Genomic DNA, 20,875 nt, shown 5'->3' with positions numbered 1-20,875 from the left:
TGGAAGCGTTGTAAGGCGTTAAGCTAACCTGTACTAATTGCCCGAGAGGCTTAACCATACAACGCCCAAGAGGCTTTTTATGGCGCTACGCTTAGTCGTAGAAAATGGCTTAAACGTCGAGAAACTCGACTGACCATTTTCTTACTCGCTAAAGAAGTGCCATGTGAAGAACTTCGGTGTTGTTTACAAGCTAATTAAAGCAACTAGAGTAGTAGTACTCAGTGCTCAAAAGATTGATTACGTGAATATCAGAATTCCTAAATTGTTAATTATTAAAGTAATATGGACTGAATAAGTCGGTATTACGCGAACGAAAGTTTGCACAAGTTTTTCGCTTGGCAGCCATAGCGATACGGTACCACCTGATCCCATTCCGAACTCAGAAGTGAAACGTATTAGCGGCGATGGTAGTGTGGGGTTTCCCCATGTGAGAGTAGCACACTGCCAAGCTCCCATTCGAAGAAAGGGCTATCCTAACGGATAGCCCTTTTTTTATGTGTGAAAGAAAGTAAATAGCCAATAAAGAACCCCGCTAGCGCGGGGTTTTTGCTATCTCGTAAATAAACATACAAGATAAATAGTAAGCTACTGAGAACCTATTAGTGAGTTAAATGCTGACGAAATTCCATCTTAGTTAGAAGTTGGTTATCGTCTTTATCCATTTCACCAAAGTCACCTTCAATACCGGCCTTTTTTACTTCCATCATCGAAAGTTTACCGTCATCGTTACTGTCTGCTTTGTTAAATTTAGCAGTAACTTTAGCCTTCATCTCGCTGGACATCTCTTTGCCCATCATCTCTTTACCTTTTTCCATAGTCGCGCCGCTACCAGCTATCATGGGCTCGCTCATGGATTGCGATGAAGATGTAGTCATCTTACGGGTTAACACTGCGTCTGTAGTGCCATTTGTTTCAACCCTTGTCACTACATCTTTGGAAAACATGCTAGGGTTGTTTTTAACGTACTTATCAAATTCTGACTGGGTAACTTTTTCGTTACCGTCTGCGTCCATCTTCTTCAGGAATTTACCCGAGTTTGCCGCTTTCAATTCTGCTTTGGTGATGTGTCCATTTCCATCGTTATCCAATTTAGAAAAATCAGCGCTTATATTTGAGTTATGACCACCCTGGATATCTCCAGCAACTGCTGTAGTCGACATAACTGCACCAATAATTAGTGATAGTGTTAGCTTTTTCATCACATTCTCCTTCTGTAGTGAATAGTATTTCACTCAATGTAAGCGAAATATTTAATACTCACATAAGATTATTCATTCTTTGTGCCAGTGACTGTAAATACATGATTTTAATATGTTAGGTAGGGTTGATAACCGAAATGGACGCTACTATTTATTGTTACTTTTTAACAGTATTTGAAATTTATTCAGACTAATTGGTTTGTCTTTCTCATTCACAATATGAATGTGGGCCGTATAAACAGCTAACGAGAAAATAATGACAACTGTTCGTTGGTTAACTCAGAGAAGGAGAGGTTGATGAGAGGGAGTATACTATCGGCAATAGGCATAATTTGTTTATCAATATAATGGTCATAATCGAGAGGCGCCACTTGATGCTCTATAGTTTGCGGGCCTTGTACCGTCATGACATAGCGTATGGTTGTATTATGTTGGTAACGTAGTCGTTGGCCTGTTTTACGATTAATATCATCTGCGAGGCGCGCTGCTTTTACATGAGGAGGCAACGATTTGATGTAATCACTTAATGGCTTCCTTAATCGTTTTGCATACACGAGTCTGGCGTCTTCTTTCCCTTGGCGAATATTATTAACTGTTTGTTTAATAAAATCAGTTACAGGGGCTTTTTCAAAAACACGTCGATACAATTCATACTGAAAGTATTTAGCTAATTCGGTCCAGTCTGAACGTACGTTTTCTAACCCTTTAAAAACCAGCTCTTTTTTGTCACCCGTTTGCTTTAAACCTGCATATCGCTTTTTACTACCTAACGCAGAGCCTCTAATTGTGGGCATAAAAAAGGTTTCAAAGTGGGTCTCAAATTCAATGTCCAGATGGCAGTCTATATCATAGTCTTCTCGAAGCTTGCGTTGCCACTTATGATTAATAGTATTTGCTAGGGACTGTCCCGTTTCGTTAGGCGTGCCTAACGATGTGTTGTTATTCACGTGTACAAAGGTAGAGTCTGTATCGCCATAGATAACTGAGAACCCTGCTTCTTCTATCCACTTTGCAGTAGTTTGCATTATTTCATGCCCGCGCAAAGTTATAGAGCTTGCTAATCTCGGGTCGTAAAAGGGGCATCCGCCACTCCCTAATACACCGTAAAAGGAGTTCATTAAGATTTTTATTGCTTGAGAGCGTGGCGCATCGTTTTGTTTTTTTGCTTCGTCTCTTTGGCGCCATAGGTTGTCTATAATATCGGGCAAAAAATGATTGTTACGACTGAACATAGCTCCTTTGAATCCCTCGATGGCACTGCTAGGATCTTTAAGGCCTTCGGCAAGCCCCATTGGGTCAATCTTAAACGTGCGAATAATTGACGGGTATAGGCTCTTAAAGTCGAGTACGAGTACATCAGAGTATAGGCCTGGCTGTGAATTCATCACATAGCCGCCAGGGCTAGCCAACCCGCCGTGCTCTGGGCGTACACCACTTACGTACCTTTGTCGGTGTAACTTTGGTAAATACACATTGAGAAATGCCGCTACTGACCCACCGGGTCTTCCTAAATCGAGCCCTGTTAAGGTGCCTCTTAAAATAAGAAATTCGATAAATCGGGTTTTTGCAGCAATCTCATTTACCAATACACAGTCTTTGTGGTTATAGCTGGCAAGCGAAGAGGGGTCTTCGTAATACAAGGCTTTTATTGCTGCAAGCTTGTCTTCACTCTGTATAAGCTTTTTATCACCCAGTAATTGCTGTGCAACATTGTCTAAAGAGAAAGAGTCAAATTGATAGGTCATAGTCTTTAGCGCTTCAATGCCATCTACAATACTTCGACCGGGTATATCCACGATAGTTTGGCCATCCCAATCCCTAACGAAGGCTTCTCGTTTGTCTCTGCCTATTGTAAATTTGACGCCTTGTTTTTTTGCTCGCCTTGCAAGCACGGCCATATCAAATTGTTTGACGTTCCAGCCTAAGATAACGTCTGGATCAATATCGCGTATACGCTTTGCAAACGCAGTAAGTAGCGCTGATTCAGTAGAAAACTGGCTCAGTGAAAATGTGTCTGGAACATCTAGCGTCTTGGGGTGAGTGGGCGCAGAAACCAACATCACCTCGTTAACGTCGCTGGAAGCTAGCGCTATACTGAATAGGTTTTCATGTTCATCGCACTCAATATCGATGCTAATCGAGTAAAGGTTTGGCGTATAGATTGCGGGCCTAATTCGCGCATCAGGTATTAATGTTGCGTTTGCGTCAGCAGCAACAAACTCCAACGAACCGTATATAAACCGCTCCATCAAATACCTATCGGCAAGTCTTATATCAGCTTCATACAAAGTGATGTGTAAACTTTTAGCAAGCAGCCTTAATTGGTGCATGTGAGAGTCAGACGTGGTTTTAAGGGTGTCTACTTCCACTTGCTCAAGAGTAAAGAAACTGTCTGAGGAAACTTCAACCTCAATACCTTCTCGCTTTGCCTTTTCCAATATGTTTTTCGTATTTTCGGTTGCCACAAAACATGAGGGTTTCTGCATAGCGCTTTGAAGACATACTGGACCATCATCGGTAGACACCCACACTTCAACACAAGCACCTTTATGCTTACTGTTCGCATGTTTAACATGAGTGTGTTTACTGAGAATGTAGCCTTTTCTAATCACGGCAAGTTAATTTTCGTTGGTGAAATAATGAAGGACGCATGGTACAGAGCAGTCGATTTTCTTTACTTAAGATGAGAGAGGTAAATTGTTCACTATTGCTCGCTAACTCTCGCTATCCGTAGGAAAGATGATGATATTACTTAACGCTATAGTTGATTATCAAACAGATACGTTTGTTTTTGTCTACCTATCGTTATAGAAGTAAGTATACCAGCGAAAAGGTGAAGATGTATGCATTACCCCACAATAGCGCTTCCGTCTCCAGGTGAGTGGACTGAGATAACAAAAGGTGTACTTTGGCTTCGTATGCCACTGCCTTTCGAACTCGATCATATAAATCTCTATCTTGTTGAAGATGATGATGGCTGGGTGGTTATCGATACTGGGCTCGGTACGAATACAACTAAGACATTGTGGAATGAGATTTTTGCCGCATTGGATAAGCCCATTTCAGCGGTTTTAGTTACGCATTTGCATCCTGATCATGTGGGTTTAGCCGGTTGGATAGCCGACCAATTCAAAGTGCCTTTATACATGTCGCAGGTTGAGTATTTTACTGCGCGCGCGTTCACTGGAGGGAAAAGCGACACCTCAGCATGGCGGGATGAGCAGTATTATCACCGTGCCGGTTTACAGCCAGATGACGTAACCTCGCTCATGTCAGGCAATAAAGGTTACAGCAATGTTGTATCGCCAATTCCCATCAGCTATAGACGGTTAAAGCAAAGTGATGTGCTTACGCTAAAGGGTAACTCATGGGAAGTGATGATAGGCAGAGGGCATTCACCAGAACACGTATGCTTATATTCCAAAGAACTTGGGATACTGTTAGCTGGCGACCATATCCTGCCGCAGATAACACCCAATATAGGCGTGTATTCAACAGAACCTGAGGGCAATACGCTTCAAGATTATTTGTCTACGCTTTTGCCTTTCACTGACTTACCGGAAAAAACCCTAGTGTTACCCGCACACCGACAGCCTTTTGTTGGTGTAAAAGACCGAGTAAATGAGCTTATTGAACATCACCATCGTCATTTAAATGCACTTGTGGAGGCTTGCAGCAAACCTCAGACGGTGGTCGAGTTGTTGCCTGTCTTATTTAAACGGGAACTGAGTGGTAGAAATATCGTGTTTGCCGTAGCTGAGTGTGTGTCCCACTTAAACTACCTATTGTCTCATGGCAAAATAACGCGACATTTATCTGATGACGGAATTTATGTATACGGCGCTCAACAATAGAGGTTACTGAGGGGCTGTAGCTGAATTGTCTTTTGAAGTGATAGGTAGTTCTATTGTAACCACCGTACCTTTGCCCACTTTGCTATTGATTGAAATTTTGCCTTTGTGCTTTTTTATAATGGTATAGGCAGTGGATAATCCCAACCCTTGCCCTTGACCTTCAGGGCGGGTAGTAAAAAAGGGTTCGAAGACTCTTTTCATATTTTTATGCTCTATACCTTCACCGCTGTCTAACACTTTAATCGTAATGTTCTCGCTATTTTTTAATAAGGATAACTTAACGTAGCCTTTGTCTGGAATAGCCTGTGCGGCGTTTAGCAATATGTTCATCAAGGCTTGTTTGATCATCCCTGGGTTGGCCATTATCTCTATCTTTTCGTCGGCTGATTCAACCTTATAATGATGAGAAGCATATTGGGTAGATACAAGCTTGATGGTTTGTGAGGCGACGTCGTTTAACTCTACAATCTGACTGCCTTTTGTGCTGTCGAGGGAAAACTGTTTTAGATTATCGACAATATCCTTAACGCGATTTAAGCCTGCTTTCGATTCTTCAAGCAACTCTTCAATGTCATCTTTTATCAAATCATAGTGCTGCGCTTCGAAAAGATTTTTTATTTGCTCTTTCACTTCATCGTTGAAATCGGTAACGTGATTTTCTACCCCATCGCAAATAGATATTAAGTTATTAGCGTATTGTGACAGGGTGTCTAAGTTTGAATTAATAAAGCCAATTGGGTTATTTATCTCATGGGCAATCCCCGCAGCTAATTGGCCCGTTGATGCCATTTTTTCCGCTTGAATGAGTTGAGATTGAGCGGTATCAAGTTTATGAATAAGTTTGCGTTGAGCTTCGTGTTCTTCTTTAAGTGCGGCAGATAGCTTTTGTTGGGTACGGAAGTAGCTGGCTTGCGCGGTAACGTCTTGCAAGAAAATGCAGGCGTATTTTCTTCCTGTGCTTTTGTCCTTTACTGGCAAAATCTCCATGTTTTGATACATCTGCGTTTCTTCGCCAGTTATCGGTCTACTACTTTTAAAAGGAAATATATGGGGGCGCTGTTCCCAGTAGCTGAAACTAGGATGCTGAAGTACAAAAACTGATTTAAGCCTTCGCTCAAGAAACTTAGCTTGGTGGCTAAAAATATCGGTAACCGGTGTGTCCTTGTACGAATTCCGATATTCTCGTGGAAGGCGATCTCTAAAGAAGTCGTTTAAATAAATGACCAAAAAATTTTCATCAACGATGCCAATTCCAACAGGAAGTTTTTCAACCAGCTGTTCAAACATTAGTCTAGAAGTTCATCTAAAGTATCTTTCATTCTTGTCAGTGAATCGTCATCTAAGCAGAAAACAACACGCATAGAAAAGGATGAAACAGCCACGGTAAATTGTACTTCCATTACTAAACTGTGTTGCCATTTGAGCTCATCAAAGTTTTCTTTATTTGGTGTAAATAAAGTTGGCATGTTCAAATTAGTAGTCAATTCTAATTGGCTGGATAAACCCGCCAAACAGGCTCCAGCTAGAATGTTGGATAGCTCGAGTATGATTTCTTCCACATCCTCTTTACTTAGCGGATCGCTATAGTCCATCAGTTTGGCTATCTCACTTAATCCAGAGCGAGATAGTACTGAAATGACTTCGCCTTGTATGTCACCTAAAAATGACTGACGGGTGTGAAAGGTATCTTGCGAACCAAACAGCAAACTGTAAAGCTGGGCAGGTGTAACTGAGGTGATTTTGGGAATTGAAATATCAATTTTTGTTTCAATTAATTGGGCTAGCGAGTTAGCTGCCTGTCCCATTGCTATGTTGAGCAATTCTTGCAGTGCATCGCGTTGTTCCTCATCTAACGGAATTACAACGCTCATAGATACCCCAACTCGAACATAGTCATTGCCAGCTCTTCTTTGTCTAATGGTTTTCTGATGAATCGTTGTGCCCCTAAGGAAAGCACGATGCGCTGTATTTCTGGCTGAAAATCTGCACTGATCACAATGACATTAGGGAAGCATTCTTCACGTTTGGATAAGTATTCCAGCACATCCACACCATCAACCTCTGGCATCGTTAAATCAAGCAGCACAAGGTCGAAGGTGTTTTCAGCTAAAAAATCTATGGCTTCTTGGCCATTCGTTGCCTCTGAAATATCGTAATCTAATTCCGGCGGTAGCGACTTTTTTACGCTACGGCGTGACAATTTAGAGTCGTCAGCAACTAAGACAGATAGTGCCATCAACAGCCTCCATTTACGTCTATTAATACAGTATGTGCAATTATTACGATCCTGCAAGAAGCATAGTAAACAAACTAAATATCTAAAACCTAGATAGGGGTATTCGAGCTAGGAACTTAAGGAGTATATGACAAAGAGGACGTTTATGAGCATTAGACTTTACGTGTAAATGCGGATTGATAAGGGTGGAACGAGAAGAGCGCACAGCGTGAAGTGGCCGCGCGCATATTATAAAGATGTTTTAATCCACTTAAGAATTCTGTTTTTTAGTCATGGTTTCTAACGCTTGCGGAATAGCATCTACATAACGCTGAACGTCTGCAATTTTACCCATGCTTACTCTAGACCAATTAGTATAGGTGCGATAAATACCGCGGATGTGAATATCTTTCTCCGCCATGGCGGCTCTAAATAATTCAGCATCTCCTTTACCGAGATCGACAAAAACAAAGTTAGTACTGGAAGGAAGAGCTGTAAGGCCATTAGCCTTGAGGCCATCCATCACTAAACCTTTTGCTTCTATAACCTTATCTTTAACAAATGTTAAGAAGGCTTCGTCATTATATGAGGCAATTGCAGCCGCTAAACCAGCTTGGTTTAACGTGTAGCCACCCATGCCATAACGATTGATCCACTCTGTGTTTTCTTCAGACGCAATCATATAACCAACACGCATACCTGCTAACCCGTAAATTTTAGAAAAGGTTCGCGCAACAATAATATTGTGGCCAGCCTTTACCAACGGGATCATCGAGTTTGCTGGCGGATCGTCCGTAAGTTCATTATAAGCTTCATCAACCAGTACTAAGGTCTTTTTAGACGCTTTGATACAGAACTCTCGAAGCTTTGCAGGATCTAGAAGGCGTCCGGTTGGGTTGTTAGGATTGGTGATATGCACCATACCAACACTATCATCGATGGCGGCATACATGGCATCCAAGTCAATAGCTAATTCTTTGGTGTTAGGTACCCGAACGATTTCAGGTGCACCCTGTTTCTCTGGTGCTTTTGAGGTAGTATCCCAGAAAAGGTCGGGGCCTAATATTTTTCCTTTTTTGCTTGCCGCAAGGGCAGCGTAAGAGAGAATCGGGCTAGAACCTGCACTTAACGAAATATTCTTAGGGGTAATTCCATGGCGCTCTGCAATCATGTCTAACAAGGTCATTGCTGCGGGGTAAGCATAGTAAGCGCCACCCTCTGCAGATGCAGTTGCAATCGCTTTCAACGCTGCCGAGCTTGGTCCAAATGGGTTTTCATTGGCATTTAATTTAGCGATACCTGGTTTAGGGCCATAAAGTACTTTAGACATGGCTGGCGTTGCAGCCTGAAGGCCCGCCGACGTAATCAAGCCTGAGGCGCCAATGGCGGTAGCAGCAGCACTGCCACCTAAAAATATGCGTCTTGAAACATTGTGTGTCATTACTAATTCCTTAACTCAATTATGATAACTATTTCAGTGCTTTGTAAAACATAGCACTTGAGACAATTACTAAATAAATGCCGAACATTCTCTTTAGCTTCTTCTCACTAAAGTTATGCGCCATTTTTGCACCCATTGGGGCAGTGATAATGGCACCAATGCTAATGGCAACTAATGCGGGAATGTTGATATAACCTATTGTACCTACAGGTAAAATGGCGGTTTCGGGATGCGTCATAAAGAGAAAGCCGATAGCGCCAGGTAGACCTATTAGGAAACCAACCCCAGCGGCGGTAGCTACCGCTTGCTGGATTGTGCGTTGACAGATAACCATAGTAATTACCATGGGCGTGCCACCACCAATCCCTAGAAGCGCCGAAAAGCCGCCTAGTACAAAAGCGAGTACTGACTTAGCAACACCTTCAGGCATCGATAAAGCCACTCCAGGGCGAATTACAAATTCTGGAAACAAGAAGTAGATAGAATAAAGTAAGACACCTGCCGCAAAAACGACCGTTAGGCCATCGCTACTTGTGCTACTGGCAATAAAGATACCGCCTATTACACCCAATACTATCCAGATGCTCCATGATTTTAAAATAGCGAAATCTACTGCCCCTTTCTTATGATGTGCCATCACTGAACGGGTACTAGATACCACAATAGAGGCTAAAGACGTGCCTATTGCTACTTTTACCAACTCTTGTGAAGGGGGGGTAAAGAAAGGAAATACTGCCAGTAAGGCGGGAACTACAACAAAGCCACCACCGTTTCCAAACAAACCTGCGGTAATGCCTGCAATAGCACCAGTAATACAAAGAGTAACAACGAACCAGAGAAGTTCTATTTCCACGAAACCACCTCTCCAGTAACTACTTCTAATAACATGAATTGACCTTTAAATTTTACTTAAATCGAACAGTGAAAATATAAACACCGGCATTTGCCGGTGTTTATTAGGTTACTTTTAGAATCTTGCCGCTAAGCGGGTGTAGTAGTAACCACCCTGCCAGTCGACGACCGACGCAGAGTCGTAGATTTGACCACAGCAGGCATCGCTGGTTGTGGTAGGATCTGGGTAGTTGTCGAATAAATTACGAACACCTACCGATAATGTTAAGTTTTCATTGATAAGGTATGACCCTTCAATATCAAACATAAATTCAGAGCCATAGGTTTGGATATTTATTGGATCTTCTCCGTCGTCGTCACCCGCATTCTCGTATTCTCCATAGTAGCTAAGTCTTGCTACAGCAGACCATACGTCGTAACTATGTGTTATCGAAAATACACCACGCATTTCTGGGGTGCTATTTTCAAAGTCAAACTCATCTTCTGCATCTAGGTATTCGCTAGGGTCTGAGTCGAACGTGGTATCGTTATAGTTAATAGACCCTGTAATCATAGTAGAGCCGTACGTCGTTTCCATTTTATAAGTGGCAACAAGATCAACACCTTCGGTAACCGTATCGAACGCATTTTGGAAGAAGAACACCCCCCCAATTGATTCTGCACCAGATACGCCAGCACCTGAAAGTGCAAGGTAATTCTGGTAAGCATCGTAGCCGTCATCATCAGGGTCGGTAACTACTGTAGTAGAAACGTCTCGTGTTGATACTGAGTACAGTCTGTCTTCTAATTTAATGTTGTAGTAATCGGCAGTAAGGGTTAAATCACCAAAGCTGGCGGTTAAACCTAATGTAAAGTTAGTCGATTTTTCAGGAAGTAATTCTTCAGCCCCTAATGCCTGCGCTACGTCACCACCTGCTGGAAACAAGCCGGTAGCAACGGGGAAGCCATCGGGTAAGCGAGTCGATACGTTAGTAGTACCTTGCTGACCTGGTGTTGGCGCTCTGAAGCCTGTGCCGTATGAGCTTCTAACCGCAACTTCATCATTAATTTGATAAATGCCGGCAACCTTATAAACCACTTCAGAACCAAAATCTGAGTAATCTTCATAACGGATAGCTGCCTGAGCAAATAGCTCATCAGTAATATCACCAGAAATATCGGCATATACCGCGTAAGAATCACGACTGTAGGTACCTGAGTAATCAGGAGAGTAGCCTGGGAAACCATTTGAGCCTACACCAACTACGGTATAAACCGCGTCAACACCATCGAATCCATCATCCGGCACGCCATCATCGTCAGTATCAGAAGTGAAATTAGCACAATTCAATGAAGAACCAGCCGCTATCGCAGCAAGACCGGCATCCGTTGTTGTGTAATCATCATTACAGAAGCCCCAAGGATCAGACGTTGCATATGGCCCTGCAAAGTAAGAATCTACTTCGCCCTCAGTAATTTCATAAGACTCATCAAGATAACTTGCACCAAAGGCTAAAATATACTCATTAAAATCATAGGTGAAATCGGCTTGAATCTGTGTTTCTTCGTTAGTCAAATCACCTGGTTTGAATGAGGTAGGTGAGTCGTTACCCATTGAAGGGTTAATAGTATTGGAAAGCGTGTAAGAAATATCGTTATACCCGTAGCGACCACTAATGTCGTAGCCTAGGTCGCCAGACGTTCCTTTGATACCGCCAACCAAAGAATAGTCGGTCACATCACCAAAGAAGCGTGGGGTGAAACCGCCTGGGAATATCTCTGTAGGGCTCCAAATAGAACCATCTTCTAAGCGAATATCTTCAATCGTACCGTTACCTGGGTAGCGATAATAAAATGAACCATCGCCTTCACTTTCTGAATAGTTACCAAATGCGTAAAGCTCCATCTCAGCAGTTAATGCATAGCCAGCATTAAAAAAGATGCGAGTACCACTGGTATTCGGTTGGCCCCACGGTTGTACTTCATCAGAGCCATGAACTGAGTTAGCCATTGCGGTGGCATCGGCAATATATTGGTCAGATTGCTCGTCTACACAAAACCAATCTTCGCAGTATTGCTCGCCACGGTAGGTTGCTTCACTGTCTGAATACTCGGCTGAAATACTTAGAAAGCCATCATCGCCGAGCGCAAAACCTTTGTTACCCGTAATAGTGATTTGGTCGCCATCACCTTCAAAGTAGCTGCCGTAATCAGCAGTGAATGAACCACCTTCAGTATTTTCTTTTAACTGGAAGTTAATAACCCCTGCAATGGCATCAGAACCATATTGTGCTGCTGCGCCATCACGTAACACTTCTACGCTGCCAATCGCGGCGGTTGGTATAGTAGCAATATCTGGGCCTTGAGTACCTGAACCACCAATAGATACGAGTGCCGCTCTATGGCGGCGCTTAGAGTTAACTAACACTAAGGTTTTATCTGTAGGCATACCACGCAGTGTGGCCGGTCTTATGAAAGTACCACCGTCTGAAATAGGTTGGCGGCTTACCGAGTACGAAGGAACTAACGTCATCAGCACGTTGTTCATATCGGTGAAGGCGACAGCTTCAATATCTTCAGCGCTTAATACGTCTACAGGTACAGGAGAGCTGGTTACCGAGCGAGGTGCACCACGTGCACCAACAACAGCAATTTTTTCAACATTTTTGGGGTCTACCGCGGTTTCTTCAGCTTCTTGCGCTAGTGCGAGTGGTGCAGCCAAAGACAAAGTAATACCAGTAAACGCTAGTGCAATTGCATTATGTAATTTGTTTTTTCTCATGTGTGTTCCCTAAAACAAGCCGTTATGAGTTGTTATTCTTCATTTGGAGCAGGGACTAATGCCGCCCACGTTTGGCATTACAAGCACCACCTTGATGCATCCTTCATCTTATAAATGTTGTGTGTGGTTACCTGTATTGATACTCAGGCTAAAAATTCTTTTAAAATCGTGAAAGAAAAAAGAATATTGAGGGGTATAAGAATAATATTGAGGCTCTACCTAACATCATGATTTTGTTTGTCTTAATTATTTCAGTAAGCGTTAAAAAAAATAAATACAGCTTTAACGTTAACTTTAATTTTACAAATGCAAATAAGGTTAAACCGTTAGATGGCATGTAACTTGCTGATTTCAATATCAATAAAGCGACCTGTGCTTTATGGCAACGTGTTATAAATCTGTCATATTCGGGAACCTATTCATTGAACTCTAAGCAATTGCAGTATTTTTTAACCGCAGTGCACAAAGGCAGCATTGCCGGCGCTGCACGAGAACTTGATATCGCGCAACCTGCCATTAGTCAGCAGCTGGCCAGCCTCGAAAGGGAAATGGGGGCGCAACTGTTAAGCCGCACATTTTCGGGGGTGACACTTACGCCAGCGGGGGACTTATTTCTTGTCCATGCCACTAAACTCATGGATGACATCAATACAGCAAAGTCTGAGTTACGAGAGCTAGTAGGAAAAACCGCAGGCACTGTGAAAGTGGGTATGCTTCCCTCTATCGGGAATGTTCTGTCGATGCCGTTAATTGCTGAGGTAAAACAAAATCACTCTAAATTGAAATTAGAAATTAGCACTGGACCTTCTTACTCCGTCAAAGGCTGGCTAGAAGGGCGGCATGTGGATATCGCGTTAACTTACGAGCAAGATGTCGATCCGCGATTTATGACGGTTTCGCCCCTCATTCGAGAGAATTTACACCTAGTCATGGCAAGTCAGGCAACGTCTAGTGAGTACAGCTCATTAGCGGGAAGAGACAGCATACCCTTTTGGGCTCTTAGCCAATTTCCATTGTTGTCACCTGGAAACAAAGATGCGTTGGGCAAACTTATTGAACATTATGAAAAGGCGACGGGTGTCAGTTTGCAGCATAATTTAGCGTATTCGGGCCAGTTAATGACAGGATTAAGACAAGTTATGCAAGGAGAGGGGGTGATGATTCTGCCTACATCGGCTATTTTTCACCTTGAAGAGTCAGGCTTGGTATCAACGTTAAAAATTGTAGAGCCAGAAATGCAGCGCTTAGTGCTGGCGGCTACTAATAAAACGAGCCCATTAAATGAAGCCGTGTTGAAAATGCTTAAGGTAATCAAAAAAGTTGTCGCCAGTGAGCAAGCAATTCAACACTGGCGAGGTACCTTGGCATTTACCGATTATTCAGAGGTAAAGGGAACGCTTGCTTCTGGAAGCCTAATGTCGAGTTGAACAGGTAGGTGATCAGAAAACACTTTGGCTTTTTCCGACGTTAACTTTATACATTCTGAAACTGCAATATCATCACTAACCCAAACTCGATCGAGAGAAAATATCGGCAATTGGCTTGGGAAAGTAGGTCCTACTTTGTGTTGAACCAAAAGTTTATTCAACGAAGTGAACGCTCGTGAAAAAAATTGCCACTCATTGAAATCTCCCGCTAATACCAAAGGCATTGGGTTAGTCCTCATCCTTTCAGCAAGATAATCATGCAGCAAAGCAAATTGAGAACGGCGCTCCAATCGCTTTAACCCTTTGTGGGTATTGACCACAGTAAGTGGGCCTTTATCTGTTTGTAGCACAACGATTTGCACGTTTCTGGGCTGACGACCTTGTTGGCTTACATCAAAAGTGACTTGCTCCAATACTTTGAAGCGAGTGAGTATGGCGTTACCATACCACCCACTTGGCTCGTGCAAAGCAGGAGATGCCACCAAGTTGTAAACATTTTTGGCACAAATGTCCTCAACATCTCGCTCAATCGCACGTTCTGAAGGCCGAGTGTCCATCTCTTGCAACAGCACAATATCAGCACCCGATTCAGCAAGAAACTGCCCAATACGTCGATAATCTTGTAACTTATCTCTTCCTAGTCCGCTGTGAATGTTATAACTAATTATGCGGCACATTCTTCACTATCCGATGATTTATTGTCAGATGCACGCTTCTTACGGCTTTCTTGATAATAGCGTGCAAATTTCTGAGAGCCCCAAATCATAAGTCCCCAAAGCACTATGCCCCCAACCAAATAACTGATGCTTTCAGCAGATGGGTTACGGAAAATTTGTGTAATAGAGTCGCCAACTAAGCCTTTCGCTATCATCGGCGGAAACATACCTAGGAAGGTGCCAATAAGAAATTGGAGTAAACCAATGGATGAAATACCGGCAACCAGATTAACCAAACTAAAAGGCGCGATAGGAAGCATTCGAATTGCTGCTACACCTACAATACCGCTTTGTTTAAGTTTTTCGTCGAGGGCTTCTACTTTCGGCCCACCCACTTTTCTTAATCCTGCATCACCAGATAGTTTACCAATGCCAAATAGAATAGCGGAACTTAGTAAGGCACCTACAATCCCATAAACAGGGCCCCAAATTGGCCCGAATATCGCTGCCACTGCCAGTGATAATACGGTAACAGGGAAGAATAATATCCCTCCCACTACATATACTAATAACACAGTAGGAAGGGCGAAGTAGGTACCCCGACTCTTCTCAAGAAACGCATTAATGCTCTCGCCACTTAACCATGAAATAGATTGGCTGGCCCAGAACATTAAACCGCCCAGAATGGCAATAACGGCAAGACCTAACATGATCATGATGGTTCTACGTCTAGGGTTTCTAGCAGGCATAATGTCACCGTCAAATGAAGGCATAGAGATTAACGGCTCTTCAGGATCGGACAAAGAGCGGAATACATTGTTAACCGAATGCGTTGTAAATACCTCATCCCGTACTTCTGTTAATACATAGCCGTGAGCAATTTGCCCAAGTACTAATGCTTCAACAGGATATTTTTGCTCGAAAAGCGCAGGCATTTCGTCAATTTCTCTGCCCGTATGTTCGGCAAGCAAATCATTTCGAACATGCAAGATAGCTTCGCGATTGGCATCGTTGTTTCCGTTTAGTACGACATCAATTTCCGTATCAAGGGTCATTGAGCGATTACTCAAATTTGATGATCCAATGACGAGGTATTTGTCATCAATCGTCATCACCTTGGAGTGAATACGCTTATACGCTTTTCTTCCCTGCATATCTTCACACGACGAATAAGTAAGCTTCACTCTTTTAGGGTCGATGTCTTTCTCAAGAATAGCTTTGAATTCGATACGACTTGCCCAAAACGCTTCACACTCAAACTTACCTTTAGGTTCGTACGAACTAACAATAATGACGTGTAAATCTGGGCGAGCTTTCATTCGCTTGTTAATCGCTTCAGCAATTTCTTGGCGGGTAGTAAATTGATTCTCGATGTAAATGAGAGACTCAGCTTCGCCAATTAAATCAAGCAGCATGGTACGCACTTCCTGCGCGGGTTCTACTTCATCCATAAATGGGATGGTTCTGGCTAGTGCGCAATCCACATTTTTAAAAAGGGGAGGGTAATCATCTGGCCAAGTTTGAGGTTTAGGGCCATCAAATGATGTATCCGCATCTTCACGGATATCAACAGGCTTGCTTTCGGCAACCCGCAACCATCTCCAACGGACCAATTGAGAAAAGTCTGCCACTACCGGGCCAGAAGACACCATTTGCACATCATGCAAAGGAGGGTATTCACCATCAGGGCCATCTCGCTCTTCTGATACGACTGGGTGATCACGGGTGTCCCAGCGGTTGGTAGAAATATCCATCCCGCCAGAAAATACCAATTCATCATCAATTACGATGATTTTTTGATGCTGACTTCCGCCCATGGGAATAGTGTCATCCAGTTCAGTTTGTACATTGTCTGGGGTTTTCTCTTCCCACACTTCTTTCGCCCACATTTCACGTTTAGAGAAAAACGCCAACGAAGAATCCCAACGAAGTAGATAGATGTTTAAATCTGGGTTGTTTTCAGCTTTCCACGCAAGCAAATCACTGACGACACTAGGAGCTTCACTGTTGGCTTCATCATCACCTCTTAATAGGCGGATTCGGCTATCAATGTCCCATCCAATGATAAAAATACTGTGTTTAGCTTTTACAATTGCGCTGTGTAGCGCTTTGTAATAGTTGCCACAATCGATGAGTGGTGCAGCAAAATTCGCCTTGCTGCTTACCCAACAATTTTCACCTGGTTTGAATATATTATTTTTATCAACCATGTCGTCTCCCGAAATCGCTTCCGTGTAATAAAGTTACTATTTATTCTGTTGAAAGCTGCAGGAAACGTTCCGGATCAGTTATACGCAATCCGTATTATCTAACTGTCTAACATAAAAGGGTTTTTTGTTTTTTCTTGTGAAGTCGCGATGATAAATATACTTAAGAGGAATGTAACTTTTTCATGGATTAAGAGTAATAGGGAGATAATGGCAAGAGGCTGAATATAGAGTAGGAAACAAGTAAATAATGAGCCAATCAGGTTTAAGTAAGAAGGAGAAAAAGCCCGTTAATTGTCTTACAAATCTACAAAACAGCGTTATTGAGGGGCGTTAGCATATAAACCAAACTGGTATGATTATCCCTTTTAACGCTGCCTTCATTGAAAGGCTCTTCCCGTTTCCAAGAAAATACGATATCAGTTGAGGGTGCAATACCAATACTTGCAGTGAACATAGGGGAGTTGTCTATAGATTGAATGTTTTTTGAAAATACTTGTTTTACTAACCTATCTGCCACTACGTGAACCGATTCAATAGTAATATCGCTAAGTAACACTGCAAACCGATTCTCATTAATTTGACCTACAATATCGTGGGAGCGCGTAAAATGAATCAGTGACTGTCCAACTTGGTAACTCGCACTTTCTCCAGCGCTTGCGCCATAATGGTTTAAGACCTCCTGATAATCATCTATTTCAACTAACAGGAGTACATTTTCATGCTTGTTACTCTGTTTGAGCTTTTTAATTGCAGCCTGAGTAAAGCCATCTCGAGTTAATACTACTGAGCCAATATCATTTGGCGAACGGGTAAAGCGCGACCCTGTTGTAGGGTCGGTACTACAGTGCACCAAAGTCAGCACTATTAGTACCGTGCTGATTATCATAAGCATGCTAGTGAGTTGATAAAGTACCGATAAGTCATCCATGCCACCTGTAATGGAATGCACAACCGAGACCGTTCCGTGTAAAAAGAGTGAAAAAGAAGCGACAAGCAATAGAGGGCGAAGCACTGCGCGCTTTTCTTGTTTTACTCTATTATCGTTATAAAGTACTCCTTCACTTAACAATACCAGTGCGGCACAGAAGAACATCGCTACAGACTCAGCGAGAGAGGGCAGCATGCATAGGGCGCAAATACTTAATACCCCAACGCCAAGTACGGGCAACGCATGTCGATTTAATTTGTAGTCTTTATGCTTTTGAAGTGACTCTAAGCCTAAAAATATCTGATAAAAGCCCACTACAAAGGTAATAAGCCCTAGAATAAATAAAGATGAAGGCGTAGAAAATAGCATGTCGCTAAGACGAGTAATAAAGCCAGCGCAAAGTAAACCACTGGCTATTGACCAGTAGCGAAATATTCTTTTTTTCTGATAGACAGCTTTAATTGCAAAGTAGCCACAAAGAACAGCAGATACCGCAATTGAAACTAGCATGCAGGTGGCTAAAAAAATGTGCAACACACAGCCCTAATAGTAAATTCAGGTCAGGATTATACCAAAGTATAATTAGTGCACTAGGCTACTCACCTCATTGCGAGTATTATTAGTTAAATAAAGTTATAAATTTTAATACCAGACTGTGCTTGTATTAACCTTCTTTCGCTTCATTGGGAGCGGTGGTGCTATCACAGGTGTTAAACTTCTCTCTTGCCTCAGTATCTTGAGCTAATACTTGTGTGAGTTCATCCATGCGCTGTTTAATCGCAACCCCGTAGGAATGGTCGTCTCCCCATAGTTCAGCAAGTAGGTTCATCGATTCAACATCATGCTTTCGGAATAACTTACCAGCACGTTCTGCATCAATATCATCGTTACCTAATAACTTTAATGACTCAACGGCTAACACTAATGCTGAGTCGAATGTCTCTCTGTTAAAGGTCTTAACTTTCATACGAATTAGCTCATACGCATGACGTCTATCACGAGCACGAACTGCCAGCTTTAAATTAGGATAATGCTTTCGCGCAATATTAATAATTTCGAGGGTTTTATACGGGTCATCGATTGCAATCACGAGAAGATCGGCGGAATTGGCTCCCGCGGCCTCTAATAGTTCTTTTCGGGCAGCATCGCCGTAGAACACCTTGTTTCCAAATCTTCTCAATAAGTCAATTTGGCTAGGGCTATGGTCAAGTACGCTTACTTCGTAACCTTGGGCTTTTAATAATCGGCCGATAACTTGGCCAAACCTGCCGTAGCCAGCAATGATGACATGTCGAGACGCTTCAATTTCTTCAGGCCTATCAAATTCAGGTGCTGTTGATTTTTGGAATTTTTGAGCACGGTCGTAAACCATTAACAATAGAGGCGTAATTACCATAGAAAGGGCAACAACTAGGGTAACGATATTTGCTTCTTTGCCACTTAAAATACTTAGTTCTCTAGATAAAGACAGTAATACGAAAGCAAACTCCCCCCCTTGTGCTAACGCCAACGTGAATAAGAGTCGCTGGCGAGAGTTAATCGAGAATAAATGCGCAAGTATGAACAGTACGAGCCCTTTTACTGCAACAAGGCCACACACCAGTAATAGAATAAGTAAGGTGTTGTCTGCCAATAATCCGAAGTCTATAGATGCGCCCACGGTGACAAAAAATAAGCCAAGTAATAACCCCTTAAAGGGCTCGATATCGGCTTCTAACTCATGCCTAAATTCGCTTTCTGCTAGTACAACGCCGGCTAAGAAAGTACCAAGTGCTGGGGAAAGGCCAACGGTTTGCATGAGAAGCGCAATGGCAATTACTAGAAATAACGCGAAAACCGTAAATATTTCACGCATATGGGTTTGAGATATATAGCGGAAAATGGGTGTGGAAATGTATTTTCCTGCCAAAATAATAGTAATAATAACGGCAATAGAAATACCCACTTTCCCCATGGCCGACCAATCAGAGACCAGCGAATGACTTGAACCGTCTACGGCACTTGCTGGAAGGAATGAAAGCAATGGCATTAGTGCCAATATGGGGATAACAGCGATATCTTGGAATAACAGCACAGAGAAACTATTTTGCCCTGCGTCTAGTTTCAACCACCCTTTTTCTTCTAACGATTGAATGACGATAGCGGTAGAAGACAAAGCTAGCATCAAGCCTATGGCCAAGGCGCTCTGCCACGCTAGCCCTAAGCCAAAATAAACAATGGCGAATATAGCGCCGGTAGAAAGCAGAACTTGCAACCCACCTAAACCTACAATTGAGTGTCTTAATGTCCATAATCGGGAGGGTTGAAGCTCCAAACCTATTAAGAACAGCATCATGACTACACCGAATTCGGCAAAGTGCATCACTTCGGTTTGATCGCCAACTAGTGACAAAACAAATGGGCCAATTAAAATGCCGGCAATGAGGTAACCTAACACTGAACCTAATCCCAATCGTTTGGCAATAGGTACTGCAATTAGCGCTGCACCAAGGTAGATAAGAGCAAGTGTTAGCATGGTTACTTCTGCCGTTTTATTTTTTAGAGATGCTTAATGCTATATCAAAAAGATGTCGTTAGCTTGACAATCATTTAGTGCTTTTTGAGTTAACAGTTTTTAGAAAAAGAGACCAATAAAAAATGCGGCGCTTTTGCGCGCCGCATTTCTAGTAGGTGTATTAACTGAGCAGGTTAGAAACGGTATTCAACACCAATACTCGCCTGCTTTAAATCTGTTTCGAAGTTAGTATCGTCAATATCATCTACCGCCTCATCGGCATCTAATTCGGCATCGTAAACAGTGTATTCTGCATTAACTAAAAAGTTCTTGGTAATGGCGTAGCTTAAGCCTGCGCCAACAAAAAGGCTCTCGTCGTCATAGTCACTTGATACACCGCCTAGGTTGTATTCAGTTTCTGACCACAATTGACCAACCTTTGCATATAACGAAAATTTGTCGGTTACTGGAAGAATACCTTTAATTGCTGCCGTGTACCCATCGGTATCCCCACCAGCAATGTCGTTGCCGTAGTCACCAAAGTCGATGAAACTACCTTCTATCGCAACCCATTCATTGAATTTATAACCTAGCAATCCTTGCCATACATCTTTATCGTCATCAAAATCGTCTTCACCTTCTACACGAAGATAACCGTAGTTACCACCGACATAAAAGCCACTCTCGTCGACTGAGTAGTCGTTTGACTGAGCAAAGCTACCAAATGATGTAAGTGCTGCAATACCTGCAAGTGCTGTAAGTGTGTTTTTCATAATGACATCCTCGTTTTAGTTTCCAACGTTCCATTAGCTTCCATAAGGAAGATCTACGTGAGAAT

The 20,875-nt window shown here is 42.5% G+C and carries 15 protein-coding genes and 1 rRNA gene; 3 read left to right on the top strand and 13 right to left on the bottom strand.

Going from position 1 to position 20,875, the window contains the following annotated elements; translation table 11 throughout:
- Nucleotides 1-334 precede the first annotated feature (334 nt).
- Nucleotides 335-450, top strand: a 5S ribosomal RNA gene (gene rrf / locus Q4561_RS10020).
- A gap of 149 nt (nucleotides 451-599) precedes the next feature.
- On the opposite strand, the gene Q4561_RS10015 is transcribed toward rrf, so the two are convergent.
- Nucleotides 600-1,199, bottom strand: a complete 600-nt coding sequence (locus Q4561_RS10015) for an EF-hand domain-containing protein (RefSeq protein WP_303459782.1) — start codon at nucleotides 1,197-1,199, stop codon at nucleotides 600-602.
- A 242-nt stretch (nucleotides 1,200-1,441) separates the two neighbouring features.
- Complete coding sequence (locus Q4561_RS10010; RefSeq protein ID WP_303459780.1) at nucleotides 1,442-3,811, bottom strand: DNA polymerase II; 2,370 nt, start codon at nucleotides 3,809-3,811, stop codon at nucleotides 1,442-1,444.
- A gap of 231 nt (nucleotides 3,812-4,042) precedes the next feature.
- Between Q4561_RS10010 and Q4561_RS10005 the strand changes: the two genes are divergently transcribed.
- A complete protein-coding gene (locus Q4561_RS10005) occupies nucleotides 4,043-5,053 on the top strand; it encodes an MBL fold metallo-hydrolase (RefSeq protein ID WP_303459778.1) in 1,011 nt (336 codons plus the stop codon).
- Between the two features lie 3 nt (nucleotides 5,054-5,056).
- On the opposite strand, the gene Q4561_RS10000 is transcribed toward Q4561_RS10005, so the two are convergent.
- From Q4561_RS10000 to Q4561_RS09975, 6 genes are all read right to left on the bottom strand, one after another.
- Nucleotides 5,057-6,340 (bottom strand): sensor histidine kinase, encoded by a 1,284-nt coding sequence (locus Q4561_RS10000; protein WP_303459776.1) that lies wholly within the window; start codon nucleotides 6,338-6,340, stop codon nucleotides 5,057-5,059.
- On the bottom strand, nucleotides 6,340-6,924 hold the full coding sequence (locus Q4561_RS09995) for a chemotaxis protein CheX (protein WP_303459773.1): 585 nt from the start codon (nucleotides 6,922-6,924) through the stop codon (nucleotides 6,340-6,342). The genes Q4561_RS10000 and Q4561_RS09995 overlap by 1 nt, the downstream gene beginning before the upstream one ends.
- Nucleotides 6,921-7,289 (bottom strand): response regulator, encoded by a 369-nt coding sequence (locus Q4561_RS09990; protein ID WP_303459771.1) that lies wholly within the window; start codon nucleotides 7,287-7,289, stop codon nucleotides 6,921-6,923. Before Q4561_RS09990 ends, Q4561_RS09995 begins: the two co-directional genes overlap by 4 nt.
- Before the next feature lie 250 nt (nucleotides 7,290-7,539).
- A complete protein-coding gene (locus tag Q4561_RS09985; RefSeq protein ID WP_303459769.1) occupies nucleotides 7,540-8,709 on the bottom strand; it encodes a histidinol-phosphate transaminase in 1,170 nt (389 codons plus the stop codon).
- Nucleotides 8,710-8,737: 28 nt separating this feature from the next.
- Entirely contained in the window at nucleotides 8,738-9,562 is an 825-nt protein-coding gene (locus Q4561_RS09980; protein ID WP_303459767.1) for a sulfite exporter TauE/SafE family protein, read from the bottom strand.
- A gap of 114 nt (nucleotides 9,563-9,676) precedes the next feature.
- The gene (locus Q4561_RS09975) at nucleotides 9,677-12,322 is read right to left on the bottom strand and encodes a TonB-dependent siderophore receptor (protein ID WP_303459766.1); all 2,646 of its coding nucleotides are present in this window, start codon (nucleotides 12,320-12,322) and stop codon (nucleotides 9,677-9,679) included.
- Nucleotides 12,323-12,744: 422 nt separating this feature from the next.
- Between Q4561_RS09975 and Q4561_RS09970 the strand changes: the two genes are divergently transcribed.
- On the top strand, nucleotides 12,745-13,749 hold the full coding sequence (locus Q4561_RS09970; protein ID WP_303459764.1) for a LysR family transcriptional regulator: 1,005 nt from the start codon (nucleotides 12,745-12,747) through the stop codon (nucleotides 13,747-13,749).
- On the opposite strand, the gene Q4561_RS09965 is transcribed toward Q4561_RS09970, so the two are convergent.
- The 5 genes from Q4561_RS09965 to Q4561_RS09945 all read right to left on the bottom strand — a co-directional run bounded on the left by Q4561_RS09965 (nucleotide 13,698) and on the right by Q4561_RS09945 (nucleotide 20,810).
- Entirely contained in the window at nucleotides 13,698-14,426 is a 729-nt protein-coding gene (locus Q4561_RS09965) for an endonuclease/exonuclease/phosphatase family protein (RefSeq protein ID WP_303459761.1), read from the bottom strand. The genes Q4561_RS09970 and Q4561_RS09965 overlap by 52 nt on opposite strands.
- Complete coding sequence (locus tag Q4561_RS09960; protein ID WP_303459760.1) at nucleotides 14,414-16,615, bottom strand: VTT domain-containing protein; 2,202 nt, start codon at nucleotides 16,613-16,615, stop codon at nucleotides 14,414-14,416. Before Q4561_RS09960 ends, Q4561_RS09965 begins: the two co-directional genes overlap by 13 nt.
- 304 nt (nucleotides 16,616-16,919) lie before the next feature.
- Nucleotides 16,920-18,053, bottom strand: coding sequence for a diguanylate cyclase (locus Q4561_RS09955; RefSeq protein ID WP_303459757.1), 1,134 nt, complete (start codon nucleotides 18,051-18,053; stop codon nucleotides 16,920-16,922).
- A 154-nt stretch (nucleotides 18,054-18,207) separates the two neighbouring features.
- Nucleotides 18,208-20,058, bottom strand: a complete 1,851-nt coding sequence (locus tag Q4561_RS09950; protein ID WP_303459755.1) for a monovalent cation:proton antiporter-2 (CPA2) family protein — start codon at nucleotides 20,056-20,058, stop codon at nucleotides 18,208-18,210.
- Nucleotides 20,059-20,231: 173 nt separating this feature from the next.
- The gene (locus Q4561_RS09945; protein ID WP_303459753.1) at nucleotides 20,232-20,810 is read right to left on the bottom strand and encodes a porin family protein; all 579 of its coding nucleotides are present in this window, start codon (nucleotides 20,808-20,810) and stop codon (nucleotides 20,232-20,234) included.
- Between the last annotated feature and the right edge of the window lie 65 nt (nucleotides 20,811-20,875).

It is taken from the genome of Alteromonas sp. 1_MG-2023 (assembly GCF_030547075.1).
In the GTDB taxonomy this organism is placed as follows: Bacteria; Pseudomonadota; Gammaproteobacteria; order Enterobacterales; family Alteromonadaceae; genus Alteromonas.
Note: the sequence above shows the minus strand (reverse complement) of the source record. Positions and strands in the feature narration are given on the sequence as shown.

Excerpts from the sequence above, each read along its gene's own strand:
- Q4561_RS09945 (WP_303459753.1), bottom strand. The coding sequence starts at position 20,810 with ATGAAAAACACACTTACAGCACTTGCAGGTATTGCAGCACTTACATCA.
- Q4561_RS09985 (WP_303459769.1), bottom strand. The coding sequence starts at position 8,709 with ATGACACACAATGTTTCAAGACGCATATTTTTAGGTGGCAGTGCTGCT.
- Q4561_RS09950 (WP_303459755.1), bottom strand. The coding sequence starts at position 20,058 with ATGCTAACACTTGCTCTTATCTACCTTGGTGCAGCGCTAATTGCAGTA.
- Q4561_RS09960 (WP_303459760.1), bottom strand. The coding sequence starts at position 16,615 with ATGGTTGATAAAAATAATATATTCAAACCAGGTGAAAATTGTTGGGTA.
- Q4561_RS10005 (WP_303459778.1), top strand. The coding sequence starts at position 4,043 with ATGCATTACCCCACAATAGCGCTTCCGTCTCCAGGTGAGTGGACTGAG.
- Q4561_RS09995 (WP_303459773.1), bottom strand. The coding sequence starts at position 6,924 with ATGAGCGTTGTAATTCCGTTAGATGAGGAACAACGCGATGCACTGCAA.
- Q4561_RS10015 (WP_303459782.1), bottom strand. The coding sequence starts at position 1,199 with ATGAAAAAGCTAACACTATCACTAATTATTGGTGCAGTTATGTCGACT.
- Q4561_RS09990 (WP_303459771.1), bottom strand. The coding sequence starts at position 7,289 with ATGGCACTATCTGTCTTAGTTGCTGACGACTCTAAATTGTCACGCCGT.
- Q4561_RS09975 (WP_303459766.1), bottom strand. The coding sequence starts at position 12,322 with ATGAGAAAAAACAAATTACATAATGCAATTGCACTAGCGTTTACTGGT.
- Q4561_RS09955 (WP_303459757.1), bottom strand. The coding sequence starts at position 18,053 with ATGCTAGTTTCAATTGCGGTATCTGCTGTTCTTTGTGGCTACTTTGCA.
- Q4561_RS10000 (WP_303459776.1), bottom strand. The coding sequence starts at position 6,340 with ATGTTTGAACAGCTGGTTGAAAAACTTCCTGTTGGAATTGGCATCGTT.
- Q4561_RS09965 (WP_303459761.1), bottom strand. The coding sequence starts at position 14,426 with ATGTGCCGCATAATTAGTTATAACATTCACAGCGGACTAGGAAGAGAT.